This is a genomic window from Streptomyces sp. TN58 (genome assembly GCF_001941845.1).
GTDB lineage: Bacteria > Actinomycetota > Actinomycetes > Streptomycetales > Streptomycetaceae > Streptomyces.
On the sequence record NZ_CP018870.1, the window covers coordinates 3964357 to 3983593 of the forward strand.

Here is a 19237-nt window from a genome sequence, read left to right on the forward strand (position 1 = left end):
TTCCTAGAAGTGTCAGTGGTCGTCTTTCGTGCGTCCACGAATGGTAACGAGGTGCGCTGTGTGCGAGTGCCGCACCTTGCTCCACATGATCGGCTCAGCCTTGCGGCGGCCGCGTACCGGGGCTGCCGATAAACGAGGCGGTCCCTGGTAGGCCGGGCACGTACCCTTTTCTGTTGTGCCGAACGCCAACGAAGACAACCCCAGTGCCCTGAGTCAGGTGCAGCGCCGCGCGGTCAGTGAACTGCTGCAGGTCGCTCCTGTCGCCGACGAGCTCGGCCGCCGGTTCCAGGAGGCGGGCTTCCGCCTCGCCCTGGTCGGTGGATCCGTCCGCGATGCGCTGCTCGGGCGTCTCGGCAACGATCTCGACTTCACCACCGATGCCCGCCCCGAGGACGTCCTGAAGATCGTCCGTCCGTGGGCCGACTCGGTCTGGGACGTGGGGATTGCCTTCGGTACCGTCGGCGCCCAGAAGAGCGCACGCGTCGGAGACGCTGTGCGGAACTTCCAGATCGAGGTGACGACCTACCGCTCCGAGGCGTATGACCGCACCTCGCGCAAGCCGGAGGTCTCCTACGGCGACTCGATCGACGAGGACCTCGTGCGCCGCGACTTCACGGTCAACGCCATGGCCCTGGCCCTGCCGGAGCAGGAGTTCATCGACCCGCACGGTGGCCTGGAGGACCTGGCCGCCGGCCTGCTGCGCACTCCGGGGACCCCCGAGGACTCCTTCTCGGACGATCCCCTGCGCATGCTGCGGGCAGCGCGGTTCGCGGCGCAGCTGGACTTCGAGGTCGCCCCGGAGGTCGTGGCGGCGATGAAGGCGATGTCCGAGCGGATCGAGATCGTTTCTGCGGAGCGGATCCAGGCTGAGCTGAACAAGCTGATCCTGTCGGCCAACCCGCGCCGGGGTCTGGGGCTGCTGGTGGACACCGGGCTGGCCGACCGGGTGCTGCCCGAGCTGCCCGCGCTGCGGCTGGAGAGTGACGAGCACCACCGGCACAAGGACGTCTACGACCACTCGCTGATCGTGCTGGAGCAGGCGATCGCGCTGGAGGAGGCCGGCCCGGACCTCGTGCTCCGGCTGGCCGCCCTACTGCACGACATCGGCAAGCCCCGCACCCGCCGTTTCGAGAGCGACGGCCGGGTCTCCTTCCACCATCACGAAGTGGTGGGCGCGAAGATGACCAAGAAGCGGCTGACCGCGCTGAAGTACTCCAACGACATGGTCAAGGACGTGTCCCGGCTGGTCGAGCTGCACCTGCGCTTCCACGGCTACGGCGACGGGGAATGGACCGACTCCGCGGTGCGGCGCTACGTCCGTGACGCCGGGCCGCTGCTGGACCGCCTGCACAAGCTGACCCGGTCCGACTGCACCACCCGCAACAAGCGCAAGGCCAACGCGCTGTCCCGTACCTACGACGGGCTGGAGCAGCGCATCGCACAGCTCCAGGAGCAGGAGGAGCTGGACGCGATCCGGCCCGACCTGGACGGCAACGAGATCATGAGCGTCCTGGACGTCGGCCCGGGGCCGGTGATCGGCAAGGCTTATGCCTTCCTGCTGGAGCTGCGGCTGGAGAACGGCCCGATGGGACACGACGCGGCTGTGGCCGCCCTCAAGGAGTGGTGGGCGGCCCAGACCTGAGTCGGGAGCGCTGGTGCCGATGTTTCACGTGAAACATCGGCACCAGCGGACCGGGGATGGCCGATGTTTCACGTGAAACATCGGCTGCGCCGACCGAGCATCACCGCGGTCAGGGCGTAGAGGACGGACACACAGACGAGCAGGACCACGGACCGCCCGTCGGCGGGGAGTATGAGGGCGGCCACGGCTGCCGCCCCGACGAAGGCGATGTTGAACAGCACGTCATAGACCGAGAACACCCGGCCGCGGTAGTCGTCGTCCACCCGGAACTGCACTTCGGTATCGGTCGAGATCTTGGCGCCCTGGGTGGCGAGGCCGAGGACGAACGCGGCGACCAGCATCGGTCCCGGGGCGAAGAACAGACCCAGAGCCGGAACCAGGACGGCGGAGCCTGCGGCGCAGGCGGTGATCCAGCCGAGGGTGCCCAGCCGCCCCACCACCCATGGGGTCACGACGGCGGCCGCGAAGAAGCCCGCCCCTGAGGCGCCGACCGCGATGCCCAGGAGGGCGAGTCCTTCGGCCTCGCTGTCCGACCAGGCGTAGCGGCAGAGCATCAGCAGCATGACGAAGAGGGCGCCGTAGCAGAACCTCATCATGGTCATCGCCGTGAGCGCCCGGGCCGCCCTGGGCCGGCCGGCGAGGTGGCGGAGGCCTTCGGCCATGCCCCGCACGGTGAGGGCGATGCCCTCGGCCGGCGAGGGATGGACATGCCCCGGGCGGTGGTCGGGGCCGAGCAGTCCGATGGCGAGGCGCAGGGAGACCAGGGCGGCGCAGAGGTAGAGACAGGCTCCGAGCAGCACGACGAGGGCGTTGGAGCCGGAGGCGAGCAGTCGCACGAGGAAGGCCAGCCCGCCGCCGGCCACGGCGGCGAGGGTTCCCGCGGTGGGGGAGAGAGCGTTCGCGGTGACCAGCTGCCCGGCTCCGACGACGCGGGGCAGTGACGCGGCCAGGCCTGCCAGTACGAAGCGGTTGACGGCGGTCACGGACAGCGCCGAGGCATAGAACAGCCAGTCGGGTACGTGCGCGACGATCAGCACGGCGGTGATGCAGGCCAGGAAGGCCCGCAGCAGGTTGCCGTAGAGGAAGACCTGACGGCGGCGCCAGCGGTCGAGCAGCACCCCGGCGAAGGGGCCGATCACCGAATAGGGGAGCAGCAGAACCGCCATGGCCGAGGCGATGGCCGCCGGCGAGGTCTGCTTCTCGGGGGAGAAGACGACATAGGTGGCGAGCGCGACCTGGTACACGCCGTCCGCCGCCTGGGAGAGCAGCCGTACGGCGAGCAGGTTGCGGAAGTCCCTCAGGCGCAGGAGTACGCGCAGATCACGTACGACAGGCATGAGGGAAAGGGTCACATACGCGGAGGGTCCCCGGGCGCATTGCCCGGGGACCCTCCGCGGAAGAACAGCCGAAGTCCGGTCGTGGACCGGACCGGCCGGCTTCGACTAGCGCTCGACCTCGCCCTTGATGAACTTCTCGACGTTGGCCAGGGCCTCGTCGTCGAAGTACTGGACCGGCGGGGACTTCATGAAGTAGCTGGAGGCCGACAGGATCGGGCCGCCGATACCGCGGTCCTTGGCGATCTTCGCGGCGCGCAGGGCGTCGATGATGACACCGGCGGAGTTCGGGGAGTCCCACACCTCAAGCTTGTACTCAAGGTTGAGCGGGACGTCGCCGAAGGCACGGCCTTCGAGGCGGACGTAGGCCCACTTGCGGTCGTCGAGCCACGCGACGTAGTCGGACGGGCCGATGTGGACGTTCTTGTCGCCGAGCTCGCGGTCGGGGATCTGCGAGGTGACGGCCTGCGTCTTGGAGATCTTCTTCGACTCAAGGCGGTCGCGCTCAAGCATGTTCTTGAAGTCCATGTTGCCGCCGACGTTGAGCTGCATGGTGCGCTCAAGACGGACACCGCGGTCCTCGAACAGCTTCGCCATCACGCGGTGCGTGATGGTGGCGCCGACCTGCGACTTGATGTCGTCGCCGACGATCGGGACACCGGCCTCGGTGAACTTGTCGGCCCACTCCTTGGTGCCGGCGATGAAGACCGGGAGGGCGTTGACGAAGGCGACCTTGGCGTCGATGGCGCACTGCGCGTAGAACTTCGCCGCGTCCTCGGAGCCGACGGGCAGGTAGCAGATCAGGACGTCGACCTGGCGGTCCCTGAGGACCTGGACCACGTCGACCGGAGCCTCGGCGGACTCCTCGATCGTCTGGCGGTAGTACTTGCCCAGGCCGTCCAGGGTGTGACCGCGCTGGACGGTGACACCGGTGTTCGGGACGTCGCAGATCTTGATGGTGTTGTTCTCGCTGGCGCCGATGGCGTCCGAAAGGTCGAGGCCGACCTTCTTCGCGTCGACGTCGAACGCGGCGACGAACTCGATGTCACGCACGTGGTAGTCGCCGAACTGGACGTGCATCAGCCCGGGGACCTTGGACGCCGGGTCGGCGTCCTTGTAGTACTCGACGCCCTGCACCAGCGAGGCGGCGCAGTTGCCCACGCCGACGATGGCTACGCGAACCGAACCCATTCCGGTTGCTCCCTGTTTGTTCTCGGACGAGGCCTGCAAGATGCAGGCCTCATTTTTCGGTTTCGTCGGACGGACCTGATCGTCTCCGATCCCGTCCCGCCCGCTCACTCTCGATGAGCTCGTTCAGCCAGCGCACTTCGCGCTCCACGGATTCCATGCCGTGCCGCTGCAGCTCAAGCGTGTAGTCGTCGAGGCGCTCCCGCGTTCGGGCGAGGGAGGCGCGCATCTTCTCCAGGCGCTCCTCCAGCCGGCTGCGGCGGCCCTCCAGTACCCGCATCCGCACGTCTCGTTCGGTCTGGCCGAAGAAGGCGAAGCGGGCGGCGAAGGACTCGTCCTCCCAGGTCTCGGGGCCCGTGTGGGAGAGGAGCTCCTCGAAGTGCTCCTTACCCGCGGCCGTCAACCGGTAGACGATCTTGGCTCGGCGCCCTGCGAGTGAAGCGGCGAGAGCGTCTTCCGGGGCGTTGCCCGGTTCTTCGATCAACCAGCCGTTGGCGACGAGTGTCTTGAGGCAGGGGTAGAGCGTCCCGTAGCTGAAGGCTCTGAACACTCCCAGCGAGGTGTTGAGCCGCTTGCGCAGCTCATAGCCGTGCATGGGGGATTCGCGGAGCAGGCCGAGGACGGCGAATTCGAGGATGCCGGAGCGTCTGCTCATCCGCCTGCCTCTCCTCCACCCCTGAGTCTTTATGCCGAGCTGATGTATCGACTCGATACATCCAGACGATAGAACGGGCCGCCTTCATCGACAAGGGGAGACATGGTGACCGGCATCACATCACCGATTCGCACCAGCCAGGTTGCCTGATTTGGGGTGAACTTCGGCACTGGGCGGGTTTTGACCGTGCGTAGTCTGTGCGCCATGACACCGGGGGGAACCGGAATTCATCTGCCGCTTCCAGGCCACTCGCCTGCCCGAGGAGTAGTCGTTCGATGAGCGAGCACCGCCGCAAACCGCCGCAGCCCCAGGGCGGGGGGCGGGCATCGGCCCGCCGCGCCGCCCAGCAGCGCCCCGGCAGGGGTGCCCCGGCCGGACGTGACGTCCCCACGGCGTCACACAGCGGCCCGTACGCACAGCAGCCCCACGGCAGCCGCGCCGACGCCCGCCGGGCGGCGCAGAGAGGGTCCTCGGGCCGAGGCAGAGGCGCCACGGGGAGCGCGCGCGGCGCCGGCCAGGACAAGCGGTTCATCAACTACCCGCGGTCCGACAGGGACGGCTGGAAGCGCTTCGTGCCTTCCTGGAAGCTCGTCTCCGGCACCGCCCTCGGCTTCTTCGCGGTCATCATCGCCGGTGCCGGCATCGGTATCGCCATGGTCAGCACCCCTGACCCGAACAAGGCCGCCAAGGCACAGAACAACGTCTTCTACTGGGCCGACGGCACCCAGATGGTGGCGACGGGCGGTTCGATGAACCGGCAGATCGTCCCCATCTCCAGCATCCCCCGGTCGATGAGGGACGCCGTCATCGCGGCGGAGAACGAGTCCTTCGAGACGGACAAGGGCGTGGACCCGATGGGTATCGCCCGAGCCGTCTGGAACATGGGCACGGGCGGCTCCACCCAGGGCGGCTCCACCATCACGCAGCAGTACGTGAAGAACACCTACCTGGACTCCGACCAGACGCTCAAGCGAAAGGTCACCGAGCTCTTCATCGCGATAAGGCTCGGTGTCTCCGAGGAGAAGGACACCGTCCTCGCCGGCTACCTGAACACCGCCTACTACGGACGGGACGCCTACGGCATCCAGGCCGCGGCCCGCGCCTACTTCGGCAAGGACAGCCAGGACCTGAACCCCTCCGAATGCGCGTTCCTGGCCGCCGTGCTGAAGGGCCCCAACCTCTACAACCCGGACGGCGGCATCGGCGCCGCCGCCACCCCCGAGCTCAACGGGGACCGCGCCAGGAAGCGCTGGGCCTGGGTACTGGACCGCGAGGTCGAGGTGGGCCGCATGGAGGCGGCGGAGCGGGCGAAGTACAAGGACTTCCCCCCGCTCGTCGAGTCGGAGCAGGCCCGCGGTATGACCGGCCAGATCGGCTACCTGGTCGACACGGCCAAGGCGTACGTGATGAAGACCAAGGGCATCACCGCCGAGCAGATGGCCCTGGGCGGCTACCGGATCAAGACCACCTTCGAGAAGCCCAAGGTGGAGGCCATGACCAAGGCGGTCGAGGACATCCGCGCCGGCCTGATCGACGAGAAGAAGCGTCCCGACACCGACACCTTCGTACAGTTCGGCGCCGCCTCCGTGGACGTCAAGACCGGTGCGCTCGTCGCCCTGTACGGCGGCCCCGGCTGGGACAAGAAGTACTTCAGCAACAACGCCAACACCAGCGGCGTCCCGGTCGGATCGACCTGGAAGCCGTACGTGCTGGCCGCGGCCATGGAGTACGGCACCCAGAACTCGAACGGCAAGGGCATCTCGGTCGACAGCAAGTACCAGGCCAACGACCTCACCGTGATCAACAACCGTGAGGGCAAGCCGCTGCGCGACGCCTCGGGCAACCCGTTCCGGCAGAAGAACGAAAGCCCCACCCCCTTCGGGTACGTGACCCTCAACGAGGCGATGGAGAAGTCCATCAACGTCCCCTTCGCCCAGCTGGTCTTCGACGTCGGCCACGAGAAGGTCAGGAACGTGGCGAAGGCCACGGGCATCCTGGAGGAGTCGATCAACCCGAACGCCGACGCCTCCTTCGCCCTGGGCACCTCGACCCCCAGCGCCATCCGCATGGCCGACTCGTACGCGACCTTCGCCGCTTCCGGAACGCACCACGAGCCCTACTCCGTGATCGCGGTCGAGAAGAACGGCGAGAAGCTGTCCGGCTTCGAGGCCCCCAAGGCCCAGCGGGCCATGGACAACGCGGTCGCCGACAACGTCACCGAGGTGCTGCAGAACGTCGTCGAGAACGGCACCGGCAAGAAGGCCAAGAAGCTGGGCCGTCCCGCAGCGGGCAAGACCGGTACCACCGACGAGAACAAGTCGGCGTGGTTCGTCGGCTACACCCCGGAGCTGTCCACCTCCGTGGTCCTCTTCCGCACCGACCCCAACTCGGCGGAGAAGGAGCTGATCTCCATGAAGGGCGTGGGTGACATCCCCTCCCTCCACGGTGGCGACATCCCGGCCGAGATCTGGACCGAGTACATGGGTGAGGCCCTCAAGGGCAAGCCGGTCACCGAGTTCCCCGAGGCCGAGGACATCGGCGTCAAGGCCGACTCCGCCGGCGCCCCCTCTCCCACCCCCGTGGCACCCGTGACGCCGTCGACGTCCCCGTCGTCGCTTCCGCCGACCACGCCCCCGCCGTCTCCGTCGCCTTCCAAGGGCGGCGGCCGTCCGTGCAAGCCGTGGGAGCTGTACTGCGACCCGGACACCACGCGCGGGACCACCGACGGAGGCACGAACAGCGGCAGCACCTCCGGGATCATCGGCGGGCCCAGCGGATCGCCGTCCCCGTCGCCCAGCGGCAGACCCGGCCGCCCGGGCGGCCTGACGGGATCGACCACCAGCGGCACCGACACCACGCAGGACTGATCCCCGCAGCCCCGCCGGCCCGGGAAGGCCGTCGCACGCACCGTGCGGCGGCCTTCCTCCATGCCAGGCCCCGTACGGCAGGATGACCCCCATGACGAAGGTGCACGAGGACCGCCCCGTACTGCCCACACAGCAGGACGAGGTCGCCGCAGCCGGCAGTGAGCTCATCGGCGGCCCGCTCGGCCGCTACGCCAGGCTCGGCGGGCACTGGCTGGGACCGGTGCGCGTCGTGGCCCTCATCGCCATCGGCATGTTCGCCATCGGCATGGTGCAGAAGATCCCCTGCTACGACTGGGCGTGGTTCCGCGGGGCGACCTCGCAGTACACCCACGCCTGCTACTCCGACATCCCGCACCTGTACGCGGTCCGCGGCTTCGCCGACAACCTGACGCCCTACTTCGACCGGCTGCCCGGCGACATGGAGTACCTGGAGTACCCGGTGCTCACCGGGCTCTTCATGGAGATCGCCTCCTGGCTGACCCCCGGCAGCGGCTCCATGCAGCACCGCGAGCAGATGTACTGGATGGTCAACGCGGGCATGCTGATGGCGTGCGCCGCGGTCATCGCCGTGTGCGTCGCCCGCACCCACCGCCGCCGCCCCTGGGACGCCCTCCTCTTCGCCCTCGCGCCCGCCTTCGCCCTGACGGCCACGATCAACTGGGACCTGCTGGCCATCGCCCTGACCGCCGCCGGGATGCTCATGTGGTCCCGCGGGCGCACGGTCCTCTTCGGCGTCCTCATCGGCCTGGCCACCGCCGCCAAGCTGTACCCCGTCCTGCTGCTCGGGGTCCTGTTCGTGCTCTGCTGGCGGGCCGGGAAGTGGCGTGCCTTCGGCGGCGCGGTCCTGGGCGCGGCCGGTGCCTGGCTGGCGGCGAACCTGCCCGTCATGCTCTACGCCTGGGACGGCTGGACGAAGTTCTACACCTTCAGCCAGGAGCGGCCCATCGACTTCGGCTCCGTCTGGCTGCTGATCTCCCAGCGCTCGGGCAACCACCTGCACGACGCCAACACCTACGCGACCGGGCTGACGCTCCTGCTCTGCGGGGCCATCGGACTGCTCACCCTGACCGCGCCCCGCCGCCCCCGCTTCGCCCAGTTGGCCTTCCTGGTCGTCGCGGCCTTCATCCTGTGCAACAAGGTCTACTCACCGCAGTACGTGCTGTGGCTCATCCCGCTCGCCGCACTGGCCCGGCCGCGCTGGCGCGACTTCCTGATCTGGCAGGCCGGCGAGGTCGCCTACTACCTCGGAATCTGGTTCTACCTCGCGTACATCAACAGCGGGGACAAGCACCAGGGCCTGCCCGTGGAGGGCTACCAGCTGGCGATCGCCGCCCACCTGCTGACCACCCTCTACCTGTGCGCCGTCATCGTCCGCGACATCCTCCTCCCGGAGCGCGACGTCGTCCGCCGGGACGGCTCGGACGACCCCTCCGGCGGCGTCCTGGACGGGGCCGAGGACGTGTTCGTGCTGTCCGACGCGGCGAGGGCGCCGCGGTACGCGACGCCCTTGGAGGGACAGCGGGTCGACTGGGGCGCCGGCCCCGGTCACTGACCGGGGCGGCTCAGGCGTCGAGCACGCGGTCGAACTGCGTGGTGGTGTGGCGCAGGTGCGCCACCAGCTCGTCGCCGACCTTCGGCTCGGCCGCGTCGGCGGGCACGAACAGGATCGACACCTGCATGTGCGGCGGCTCGGCGAACCAGCGCTGCTTGCCCGCCCACACGAACGGCGACAGGTTCCTGTTGACCGTGGCCAGACCCGCCCGGGCGACGCCCTTGGCGCGCGGCATCACACCGTGCAGCGCCTTCGGGGCCTCCAGGCCCACACCGTGCGAGGTACCGCCGGCGACCACGACCAGCCAGCCGTCGGAAGCGGCCTTCTGCTGGCGGTACCCGAAGCGGTCCCCCTTGGCCACGCGCGTGACGTCGAGCACCGAGCCGCGGTACTGGGTCGCCTCGTGGTCGCCCAGCCACAGCCGGGTGCCGATCCGCGCCCGGAAGCGGGTCTGCGGGAACTGCTGCTGGAGCCGCGCCAGCTCCTCGGCCCGCAGGTGGCTGACGAACATCGTGTGCAGCGGCAGCCGGGCCGCGCGCAGCCTGTCCATCCAGCCGATGACCTCCTCCACGGCGTCCGAGCCGTCGGGGCGGTCCAGCGGCAGGTGCAGGGCGAAGCCCTCCAGCCGTACGTCCTCGATCGCGCCGTGCAGCTGGCCCAGGTCCTGCTCGGAGATCCCGTGGCGGCGCATCGAGCTCATGCACTCGATGACCACACGGGCACCGACCAGGCTGCGGACCCCCTCCAGCGAGGACACCGAGCGGATGACCCGGTCCGGCAGCGGCACCGGCTCCTCGCCCCGGCGGAACGGGGTGAGGACCAGCAGGTCGCCGCCGAACAGGTCCTTGATGCTCGCGGCCTCGTACGTCGTGCCGACGGCCAGTACGTCGGCGCCCATCCGGGTCGCCTCCTCGCACAGCCGCTCGTGGCCGAAGCCGTAGCCGTTGCCCTTGCAGACCGGGATCATCCCGGGGAACTGGTCCTGGACCTGCTTCTGGTGCGCACGCCAGCGCGCGGTGTCGACGTAGAGCGTGAGCGCCATGCCCGTCCGGGACCTCTCCTGGGAAGCTGCGCGGTGCAGCGGGACTGTGTGGGGAAAGCGGGTGGAATCGGTCAGCGCCGCGACATGTAGATGTCGAGCGCCTTGTGCAGCACCTTGTTCAGCGGGAAGTCCCACTCGCCGACGTACTCCACGGCTTCGCCGCCCGTACCGACCTTGAACTGGATCAAACCGAACAGGTGGTCGTTCTCGTCCAGCGTGTCAGAAATTCCGCGCAGGTCGTAGACGCTCGCACCGAGCGCGTACGCGTCGCGCAGCATCCGCCACTGCATCGCGTTCGACGGCCGGACCTCGCGCTTGTGGTTGGCGGAGGCGCCGTAGGAGTACCAGACGTGCTGGCCGACGGTGAGCATCGTGGCGGCGGCCAGCGGCTCTCCCTCGTGCGTGGCGATGTACAGGCGCATCCGGTTGGGGTCCTCGGAGTTGAGGGCCGTCCACTGGCGCTGGAAGTAGCTGAGCGGGCGAGGGCGGAACTTGTCGCGCTCGGCCGTGATCTCGTAGAGGTGCTGCCAGGTCGGCAGGTCGTCGTAGCCGCCCTGGACGACCTCGACACCGGCCTTCTCCGCCTTCTTGATGTTGCGGCGCCACAGCTGGTTGAAGCCCTTGAGGACATCGTCCAGCGAGCGGTTGGCCAGCGGCACCTGGAAGACGTAGCGGGGCTGGACGTCGCCGAAGCCGGCGCCGCCGTCCTCGGCCTGCTGCCAGCCCATGCGGCGCAGCTTGTCGGACACCTCGAAGGCGCGCGGCTCGATCACCGAGGCCTCCACGTCGCGCAGCCGCTTGACGTTGGGGTCCTGGATGCCGGCCTTGATGGCGGCCGAGTTCCAGCGGCGGATGACGACGGGCGGGCCCATCTTCACGGTGAAGGCGCCCTGCTGCTTGAGGTGGGCCAGCATGGGCTGGAGCCACTCCTCCAGGTTCGGGGCGTACCAGTTGATGACCGGCCCCTCGGGGAGGTACGCGAGGTAGCGCTTCACCTTGGGCAGCTGCCGGTACAACACGAGCGCCGCTCCGACGAGTTCCTCGGATTCGTTGAACCAACCGAGGTTTTCGGAACGCCACTCGTTCTTGACGTCGGCCCACGCCGGGACCTGGCAGTGGCTCGCCGAGGGCAGGCTCTGGAGGTAACCCAGATGCTGCTCTCGGCTGATGGTCCTCAGGGACAGGCTCATGCGGGGCGTCTCCTCGGCGGCTTCGCTGGCTATGGCGCGAAGCCTACTGCGACAGGGGCGCCACCCTTCTGGGGGACGGGCCGTGCGCCCGGGCCGGAGTGCGGCCGGCGCCCTGCCGAGGAGGTGTCCCGGGCAGCCCGGTCAGCTTCCGAAGAGGCCGCCGTGGAACATGCCGAGGTAGAAGCCGATGGCAGACGCGCCAAGGCCGATGATCAGCGCGAAGCGCTCGCGTGTCGTGACGGAGACGAACTGTCCGTAGGCGCCGGTCAGGATTCCGATCAGCCCCGCCCACGAGCTGATCAGGTGCAGGTTGTGGAAGAAGGCCGTGACGAACGCCACGACGCCGAGCGTCAGGGTGACCGCCATCAGGGCGTCCTGCAGCGGATGGGGCTTTCCGTCGGTGGAGAGCAGGGAGATCTGAGGGGGCCGCATTGCCTGTGCCATCGGAAGGCACCTCCTGGCTGAAGCTGGCGGTGCTGCGGCTGCCTCCGGCAGGGGGCCGGGGGCATAGCACCGAGCACACCCGATGGATACAGATTGTGGCCCTCCTCTGCCGGATTTCAACCGGAAGGACGCGAGCAGGTAGTCTGTACAGCTGCGCGGTGTCTGCTCTGCGGACGCCGTGCTCACGCATCACGACCCTCCTGCCACGGAACGACCGTGGCCGCTGAGTCCAAAGGAGGTGGGTTCCACATGCGTCACTACGAAGTGATGGTCATCCTCGACCCCGATCTTGAGGAGCGCGCTGTCTCCCCGCTGATCGAGAACTTCCTCTCCGTCGTCCGTGAGGGCAACGGAAAGGTCGAGAAGGTCGACACCTGGGGCCGTCGTCGTCTCGCTTACGAGATCAAGAAGAAGCCCGAGGGCATCTACTCGGTCATCGACCTTCAGGCCGAGCCTGCGGTCGTCAAGGAGCTTGACCGACAGATGAACCTGAACGAGTCGGTTCTCCGGACCAAGGTCCTTCGCCCCGAGACCCACTGAACTCCGGTTCAGCGGTAATCGGGATCGAGTAGCCACAGCAGCCCAGCAGCAATCCCCGCCGAGAGGTTCATCCATGGCAGGCGAGACCGTCATCACGGTCGTCGGCAATCTCGTCGACGACCCCGAGCTGCGCTTCACCCCCTCGGGTGCGGCGGTCGCGAAGTTCCGTGTCGCGTCCACCCCCCGCACCTTCGACCGCCAGACCAACGAGTGGAAGGACGGCGAGAGCCTGTTCCTGACCTGCTCGGTGTGGCGGCAGGCGGCGGAGAACGTCGCCGAGTCCCTCCAGCGAGGCATGCGCGTCATCGTGCAGGGCCGGCTGAGGCAGCGGTCCTACGAGGACCGTGAGGGTGTCAAGCGCACGGTCTACGAGCTGGACGTCGAGGAAGTCGGCCCCAGCCTGAAGAACGCCACGGCCAAGGTCACCAAGACCACCGGTCGCGGTGGCCAGGGCGGATACGGCGGCGGTCAGCAGCAGGGCGGCGGCGGTGGCTGGGGCGGAGCCCCCAGCGGCGGCCAGCAGGGCGGCGGAGCTCCCTCCGACGACCCGTGGGCGTCCAGTGCGCCGGCCGGCGGCCAGCAGCAGGGCGGCGGCGGGGGCGGTTGGGGCGGAAGCTCCGGCGGCTCCGGCGGTGGCTACTCGGACGAGCCGCCCTTCTAGGGCAGCTCCATCCAAACTTCTTGATCACACAGGAGAGACACAATGGCGAAGCCGCCTGTGCGCAAGCCTAAGAAGAAGGTCTGCGCGTTCTGCAAGGACAAGACCGCGTACGTGGACTACAAGGACACGAACATGCTGCGGAAGTTCATTTCCGACCGCGGCAAGATCCGTGCCCGCCGCGTTACCGGCAACTGCACGCAGCACCAGCGTGACGTCGCCACGGCCGTGAAGAACAGCCGTGAGATGGCGCTGCTGCCCTACACGTCCACCGCGCGATAAGGAAAGGGTGACCGACTAATGAAGATCATCCTGACCCACGAGGTCTCTGGCCTCGGTACCGCCGGCGATGTCGTCGACGTCAAGGACGGTTACGCTCGCAACTACCTGGTCCCGCGTGGTTTCGCGATCCGCTGGACCAAGGGTGGCGAGAAGGACGTGGCGCAGATCCGCCGCGCCCGTAAGATCCACGAGATCGCGACCATCGAGCAGGCCAACGAGGTCAAGGCCAAGCTCGAAGGTGTCAAGGTCCGTCTGGCCACCCGCGCGGGTGACGCCGGTCGTCTCTTCGGCTCCGTGACCCCGGCCGACATCGCCACGGCGATCGAGGCTTCCGGTGGCCCGAAGGTCGACAAGCGCCGCGTGGAGCTGGGCTCCCCGATCAAGACCCTCGGTTCGTACCAGGTCTCCGTGCGTCTGCACAGCGACGTGGCCGCGAACGTGGGCATCGAGGTCGTCGCCGCCTAAGGGCTGCGCACGAAGGGCCGCACCCCTCGGGGTGCGGCCCTTCGTCGTTCCTGTCCCGGTCACTCGGCAGGCGATGTTTCACGTGAAACGCACGCCGCCGGGGCGATGTTTCACGTGAAACACCTACCGGGTGGCCCCACCGATCGCCCATCGGCCGGAGCGGGCACGCAGCTGGAGGGTGACCATCCGGACCAGCATCATCAAGGTCATGGCCCACCAGAGCATCGTGAGCCCGCCGCCCAGGGCCGGGACGAGCAGTGCGGCCGGGGCGAAGGCGGCAAGCGTCACGAGCATGGCCCCGGCCAGGTAGCGGCCGTCGCCTGCCCCCATCAGGACTCCGTCCAGCACGAAGACGATGCCGGACACGGGCTGGGAGAGGGCCACCACCAACAGGGCGGGCAACAGGGCGTCCTCGACGGCCGGATCGCTGGTGAACAGCGGGATGAAGACCGGGCGGGCCAGCACCACCAGCAGGCCGAGCACGATGCCCGTCGCGATCCCCCACTGCACCATCCGGCGGCAGACGGCCTTGGCGCCGTCCGTGTCGCCCGAGCCCAGGTAGCGGCCGATGATCGCCTGGCCGGCGATCGCGATGGCGTCCAGCGCGAAGGCGAGCAGGCTCCACAGGGACAGCAGGATCTGATGGGCCGCGATGTCGGCGTCGCCCAGCCGGGCCGCCACCGCCGTCGCGATCATGAGGATGGCACGCAGGGACAGCGTACGGACCAGCAGTGGCGTCCCCGCATGGGCGCAGGCGCGGATCCCGGCGGCATCGGGACGCAGGGAGGCACCGTGCCGACGGGCCCCCCGCACCACCACGAACAGGTAGGCGGCCGCCATGGCGCACTGGGCGAGGACCGTGCCCCAGGCGGAGCCTGCGATGCCGAGGCCGGCACCGTAGACGAGCGCGACGTTCAGACCCGCGTTGAGGGTGAAGCCTCCGATCGCGACGTACAGCGGCGTACGGGTGTCCTGAAGGCCGCGGATCACCCCGGTGGCCGCCAGCACCACGAGCATCGCGGGGATGCCGAGGGCGGAGATGCGCAGATAGGTGATCGCGTGGGGAGCGACGCTGTCGGAGGCGCCGAAAAGGGAGACCAGGGACGGGGCTGCGGGCAGCACCACGGCGATGACGGCCACGCCGAGCAGCAGTCCCAGCCAGATGCCGTCCAGGCCCTGCCGGATGGCCGCTGGAAGGTCGCCCGCGCCGACCCGGCGGGAGACAGCCGCGGTGGTGGCGTAGGCGAGGAAGACGAAGACGCTCACTGCGGTGGTGAGGAAGGCGGCGGCGATGCCGAGGCCGGCCAGCTGGGGGGTGCCGAGGTGTCCCACGATGGCGCTGTCGGCCATCACGAAGAGGGGCTCCGCGACGAGGGCGCCGAAGGCGGGGACCGCGAGAGCGAAGATCTCTCGATCGTGCCGTCTCGGCCCCGCCGTGGGTGCTGCGAGGGCCTGTGTCATGCGACCAATCTAATCTTCCACAGGTAATAGATGCAACAGCATATGGATCCTTACGTGTGCGCTGACTTGCGGGTTCTCCCCGCCTCGTTGGAGGCGTTCTCGACAGCGCGCCGAACAATTTTCGCGACGGCCGCCGGTGGAAGGAGAAATGCCAGCTCAGACGGGGTGTAGGGGTGCCTCGGGTGATTTTGTCCACAGCTTCGTCCCCCGGTCCGTGCACAGCTTCCGGGGAGTTACCCACAGCATTGGCCCCGTCATCCACATCTCATCCACAGACCCTGTGGATAACAAGATTGGCTGACGCCGCTCCCGGCCCTACCGTGGGGCGTTGCCCGACTCGCCGACAGCGGTTTCGGGCGCCCCGAAAGTCAGAGCCGTGTCGTAGAAAGAGTCGCACGGCGAGGTCCGCGTTGCGGACGGGAGGAGGCGGCCCGGTGAGTATGCCCGAGCCCATGGACGACCCCTGGGCCGACAGCGGTCCGAGCGACCGTCTGCCCGCTCGTCCGCGCCGTAACGCCGACGGCCGAGGCCGAGGCGACGAGCAGCACGACCGCGGTCGCGAAGGCGGCTCCTGGGACGGCGGTGGAAGCGGCTTCGAGCGCGTCCCTCCGCAGGACCTCGACGCCGAGCAGTCGGTGCTCGGCGGCATGCTGCTCTCGAAGGACGCCATCGCAGACGTCGTCGAGGTCATCAAGGGCCACGACTTCTACCGGCCGTCGCACGAGACGATCTACCAGGCCATCCTCGACCTGTACGCCAAGGGAGAGCCGGCCGACCCGATCACGGTGGGCGCCGAGCTGACCCGGCGTGGCGAGATCAGCAAGGTCGGCGGCGCCGCGTACCTGCACACGCTGGTCCAGTCCGTGCCGACGGCGGCGAACGCCGAGTACTACGCCGAGATCGTCCACGAGAGGGCCGTCCTGCGCCGCCTGGTCGCCGCGGGTACGAAGATCACGCAGATGGGGTACGCGGCCGACGGCGACGTCGACGAGATCGTCAACAGCGCCCAGGCGGAGATCTACGCCGTCACCGAGCAGCGGACCTCCGAGGACTACCTGCCGCTCGGCGACATCATGGAGGGCGCGCTCGACGAGATCGAGGCCATCGGTTCGCGCAGCGGGCAGATGTCCGGCGTTCCCACCGGCTTCACCGATCTGGACTCGCTGACCAACGGCCTGCACCCGGGCCAGATGATCGTCATCGCCGCCCGCCCCGCCATGGGCAAGTCCACCCTGGCGCTGGACTTCGCCCGGGCCTGCTCCATCAAGAGCAACCTGCCCAGCGTCATCTTCTCCCTCGAAATGGGGCGCAACGAGATCGCCATGCGCCTGCTCTCGGCGGAAGCCAGGGTGGCGCTGCACCACATGCGCTCGGGCACGATGACGGACGACGACTGGACCCGGCTGGCCCGCCGGATGCCCGACGTCTCCGCCGCCCCCCTCTACATCGACGATTCCCCCAACCTGTCGATGATGGAGATCAGGGCCAAGTGCCGCCGCCTCAAGCAGCGCAACGATCTCTCCCTCGTGGTCATCGACTACCTCCAGCTGATGCAGTCCGGTGGCTCGCGCCGCCCCGAGAGCCGTCAGCAGGAAGTCTCGGACATGTCCCGAAACCTCAAGCTGCTGGCGAAGGAGCTGGAGGTCCCGGTGATCGCGCTCTCCCAGCTGAACCGTGGTCCGGAGCAGCGGACCGACAAGAAGCCGATGGTCTCCGACCTGCGAGAGTCCGGCTCGATCGAGCAGGACGCCGACATGGTGATCCTGCTGCACCGCGAGGACGCCTACGAGAAGGAGTCCCCCCGCGCCGGTGAGGCCGACCTGATCGTGGCCAAGCACCGAAACGGCCCCACCGCGACGATCACCGTGGCCTTCCAGGGCCACTATTCGCGTTTCGTGGACATGGCCAACACGTAGCATCCGATCATGGATGAGCTTGCCGAGGACCGTGAACTGCTCCCCACCACCCGTCGTGCGCTGAGGCACCGGATCGCCGTCGCGCAGAGCACGGGCCGAGCACCGTCGGTCGTGGCGGCCGTACTCCGCGGCGGAGAGGTGGTCTGGGAGGGCTCCCGGACCTCCGTGGAGGGGCACGGCCCGGACGGCGACGTCCAGTACCGGATCGGATCGATCAGCAAGACCTTCACCGCCGTCCTCGTCATGCGGCTGCGGGACGAAGGGCTTCTGAAGCTCGAAGACCCGCTGGACAAGCACCTCCCGGGGACCGCGGCCGGCCGGGTGACCATCGCGCAACTGCTGTCCCACACCGGCGGGCTGGCGGCGGAGACCCCCGGCGAGTGGTGGGAGCGGACCCCCGGCACGCTGCGGCCCGAGCTCGCCGACGTGCTGGGCGAGGACCCGTTCAAGCTCACCCCGGGCAGCAGGCACCACTACTCCAACCCCGGTTACACCCTGCTGGGTTCGCTGGCGGAGGCACTGCGCGGCCGGCCATGGGAAGAGGTCCTGCGAGCCGAGGTGCTGGAACCGCTCGGCTTGGACCGTACGAGCGGACGTCCGCAGGCCCCGCACGCGGGCGGCTGGGCGGTCCATCCGTGGGCCGACGTGATGATGCCCGAACCGCTCGAAGACCTGGGCCTGATGGCCGCGGCCGGGCAGCTGTGGTCCACGACCCGGGATCTCGCACGGTTCGCCGACTTCCTGCTGCGCGGCGACGACCGCGTCCTGAGCGCGGAGTCCGTACGGGAGATGCGGCGGCCGGCAGCGCCGCCCGAGCCCGGTTTCGCCGATCTCGGCTACGGGCTGGGGATGCAGCTGATGGCCCACGGTGCGCGCCGGCTGGTGGGCCACAGCGGATCGCTGCCCGGCTTCGTCGCGGGGATGTGGCTGAGCGAGGCGGACGACGTGGCGGCGGTGGTGCTGGCCAACTGCACTTCGGGGCCGGCTCCCACGGCCGTGGCAGCCGACCTCGTCGGGATCGTGGCGGACGCGGAGCCCCCCTTCCCACCGCCGTGGCGGCCGTTCAAGGAGGCCGAACAGGTGCCTCTTGACGTGTGCGGCCCCTGGTACTGGGGGACTTCGGCCCAGGTGGTGCGGCTGGTCGCGGACGGCTCTCTGGAGCTGGCGCCGGTCGGCGGAGCGGGGCGTACGGCCCGGTTCCGGGCGGAGCCGGACGGCAGCTGGACCGGGTTGTCCGGGTACTACACGGGGGAGACCCTGCGGGCGGTGCGCCGCGAGGACGGTTCGGTGAGCCACCTCGATCTGGCGTCCTTCGTGTTCACCAGGGAGCCGTACGACGCCGGAGCCCCGGTGCCCGGCGGGGTCGACCCGCAGGGCTGGCGCGGCATCGGCTGACGGCCCGCTCCTGCCTCATCCGACGAGCTCACGCTCCATCGGGGTCCGGAAGCGCGGGGTGACGCGAGCGTCGCCCGCCCAGGCGGGCAGACGGGTGGCCGCGGCGCCGAGGTCCGGCTCGGCCTGCGGTGGGCAGGTCAGAGCTGGAGCTTGAATCCGACGTGCGACGCCGTGAACCCGAGGCGTTCGTAGAAGCGGTGGGCGTCGGTCCGGGTCACGTCCGACGTCAACTGGACGAGTGCGCACTCCTCGGCACGGGACTTCTCGATCGCCCACTCGATGAAGCGGGTGCCCAGCCCGCCGCCGCGCTCGTCCGCATGGACGCGGACGCCCTCGATGATGGAGCGGGTGGAGCCCTTGCGGGAGAGGCCGGGAACGATCGTCAACTGGAGGGTGCCCACGACCCGGTCGGCCCGCACAGCGACGACCAGGTGCTGGTTCGGGTCACGGGTGAGACGCTCCAGTGCCGTGCGGTACGGGGCGAGGTCTTCCGGGGACTCGCGGGTGGCACCGAGCGGGTCGTCGGCCAGCATGGCGACGATGGCGGGCAGATCCGCCTCGGTGGCGGGCCGGATCACCAGTTCGGGTGAGTCGGTCATGACGGGG

17 protein-coding genes are annotated in these 19237 nt (G+C 69.0%); 9 read left to right on the forward strand and 8 right to left on the reverse strand.

Going from position 1 to position 19237, the window contains the following annotated elements; all coding sequences use genetic code 11:
* Positions 1 to 175: 175 nt before the first annotated feature.
* Entirely contained in the window at positions 176 to 1642 is a 1467-nt protein-coding gene (locus BSL84_RS17960; protein WP_075970732.1) for a CCA tRNA nucleotidyltransferase, read from the forward strand.
* 68 nt (positions 1643 to 1710) lie between these two features.
* Here BSL84_RS17960 and BSL84_RS17965 read toward each other — a convergent pair whose 3' ends face one another.
* The 3 genes from BSL84_RS17965 to BSL84_RS17975 all read right to left on the reverse strand — a co-directional run bounded on the left by BSL84_RS17965 (position 1711) and on the right by BSL84_RS17975 (position 4819).
* Positions 1711 to 2979, reverse strand: coding sequence for an MFS transporter (locus tag BSL84_RS17965; RefSeq protein ID WP_030025749.1), 1269 nt, complete (start codon positions 2977 to 2979; stop codon positions 1711 to 1713).
* Positions 2980 to 3084: 105 nt separating this feature from the next.
* Positions 3085 to 4167, reverse strand: a complete 1083-nt coding sequence (locus tag BSL84_RS17970) for an inositol-3-phosphate synthase (RefSeq protein ID WP_030025750.1) — start codon at positions 4165 to 4167, stop codon at positions 3085 to 3087.
* Between the two features lie 49 nt (positions 4168 to 4216).
* Complete coding sequence (locus BSL84_RS17975) at positions 4217 to 4819, reverse strand: PadR family transcriptional regulator (RefSeq protein WP_030025751.1); 603 nt, start codon at positions 4817 to 4819, stop codon at positions 4217 to 4219.
* A gap of 275 nt (positions 4820 to 5094) precedes the next feature.
* Between BSL84_RS17975 and BSL84_RS17980 the strand changes: the two genes are divergently transcribed.
* Both BSL84_RS17980 and BSL84_RS17985 read left to right on the forward strand, forming a co-directional pair.
* Positions 5095 to 7686, forward strand: coding sequence for a transglycosylase domain-containing protein (locus BSL84_RS17980; protein ID WP_037660452.1), 2592 nt, complete (start codon positions 5095 to 5097; stop codon positions 7684 to 7686).
* Between the two features lie 91 nt (positions 7687 to 7777).
* Entirely contained in the window at positions 7778 to 9238 is a 1461-nt protein-coding gene (locus tag BSL84_RS17985; RefSeq protein WP_079273234.1) for a glycosyltransferase family 87 protein, read from the forward strand.
* A gap of 10 nt (positions 9239 to 9248) precedes the next feature.
* Here the strand turns inward: BSL84_RS17985 and BSL84_RS17990 are convergent, their stop codons facing one another.
* The 3 genes from BSL84_RS17990 to BSL84_RS18000 all read right to left on the reverse strand — a co-directional run bounded on the left by BSL84_RS17990 (position 9249) and on the right by BSL84_RS18000 (position 11914).
* The gene (locus BSL84_RS17990; RefSeq protein WP_030025755.1) at positions 9249 to 10280 is read right to left on the reverse strand and encodes an alanine racemase; all 1032 of its coding nucleotides are present in this window, start codon (positions 10278 to 10280) and stop codon (positions 9249 to 9251) included.
* Between the two features lie 71 nt (positions 10281 to 10351).
* Complete coding sequence (locus tag BSL84_RS17995; RefSeq protein ID WP_030025757.1) at positions 10352 to 11470, reverse strand: lipid II:glycine glycyltransferase FemX; 1119 nt, start codon at positions 11468 to 11470, stop codon at positions 10352 to 10354.
* Positions 11471 to 11611: 141 nt separating this feature from the next.
* Positions 11612 to 11914, reverse strand: coding sequence for a hypothetical protein (locus tag BSL84_RS18000; protein WP_030025758.1), 303 nt, complete (start codon positions 11912 to 11914; stop codon positions 11612 to 11614).
* Between the two features lie 249 nt (positions 11915 to 12163).
* Between BSL84_RS18000 and rpsF the strand changes: the two genes are divergently transcribed.
* The 4 genes from rpsF (at position 12164) to rplI (ending at position 13859) form a co-directional block, all read left to right on the forward strand.
* Entirely contained in the window at positions 12164 to 12454 is a 291-nt protein-coding gene (gene rpsF / locus BSL84_RS18005; protein ID WP_004950685.1) for a 30S ribosomal protein S6, read from the forward strand.
* Positions 12455 to 12527: 73 nt separating this feature from the next.
* Positions 12528 to 13115 (forward strand): single-stranded DNA-binding protein, encoded by a 588-nt coding sequence (locus tag BSL84_RS18010; protein ID WP_030025760.1) that lies wholly within the window; start codon positions 12528 to 12530, stop codon positions 13113 to 13115.
* Between the two features lie 42 nt (positions 13116 to 13157).
* Positions 13158 to 13394, forward strand: a complete 237-nt coding sequence (gene rpsR, locus BSL84_RS18015) for a 30S ribosomal protein S18 (protein ID WP_005315025.1) — start codon at positions 13158 to 13160, stop codon at positions 13392 to 13394.
* An 18-nt stretch (positions 13395 to 13412) separates the two neighbouring features.
* A complete protein-coding gene (rplI, locus tag BSL84_RS18020) occupies positions 13413 to 13859 on the forward strand; it encodes a 50S ribosomal protein L9 (RefSeq protein WP_030025761.1) in 447 nt (148 codons plus the stop codon).
* 123 nt (positions 13860 to 13982) lie between these two features.
* Here rplI and BSL84_RS18025 read toward each other — a convergent pair whose 3' ends face one another.
* Complete coding sequence (locus tag BSL84_RS18025) at positions 13983 to 15320, reverse strand: MATE family efflux transporter (protein ID WP_030025762.1); 1338 nt, start codon at positions 15318 to 15320, stop codon at positions 13983 to 13985.
* Between the two features lie 452 nt (positions 15321 to 15772).
* Between BSL84_RS18025 and dnaB the strand changes: the two genes are divergently transcribed.
* The gene (dnaB, locus tag BSL84_RS18030) at positions 15773 to 17236 is read left to right on the forward strand and encodes a replicative DNA helicase (RefSeq protein ID WP_030025763.1); all 1464 of its coding nucleotides are present in this window, start codon (positions 15773 to 15775) and stop codon (positions 17234 to 17236) included.
* 9 nt (positions 17237 to 17245) lie between these two features.
* The gene (locus tag BSL84_RS18035; RefSeq protein ID WP_075970734.1) at positions 17246 to 18631 is read left to right on the forward strand and encodes a serine hydrolase domain-containing protein; all 1386 of its coding nucleotides are present in this window, start codon (positions 17246 to 17248) and stop codon (positions 18629 to 18631) included.
* 137 nt (positions 18632 to 18768) lie between these two features.
* On the opposite strand, the gene BSL84_RS18040 is transcribed toward BSL84_RS18035, so the two are convergent.
* The gene (locus BSL84_RS18040; RefSeq protein WP_030025767.1) at positions 18769 to 19230 is read right to left on the reverse strand and encodes a GNAT family N-acetyltransferase; all 462 of its coding nucleotides are present in this window, start codon (positions 19228 to 19230) and stop codon (positions 18769 to 18771) included.
* Positions 19231 to 19237: the final 7 nt, after the last annotated feature.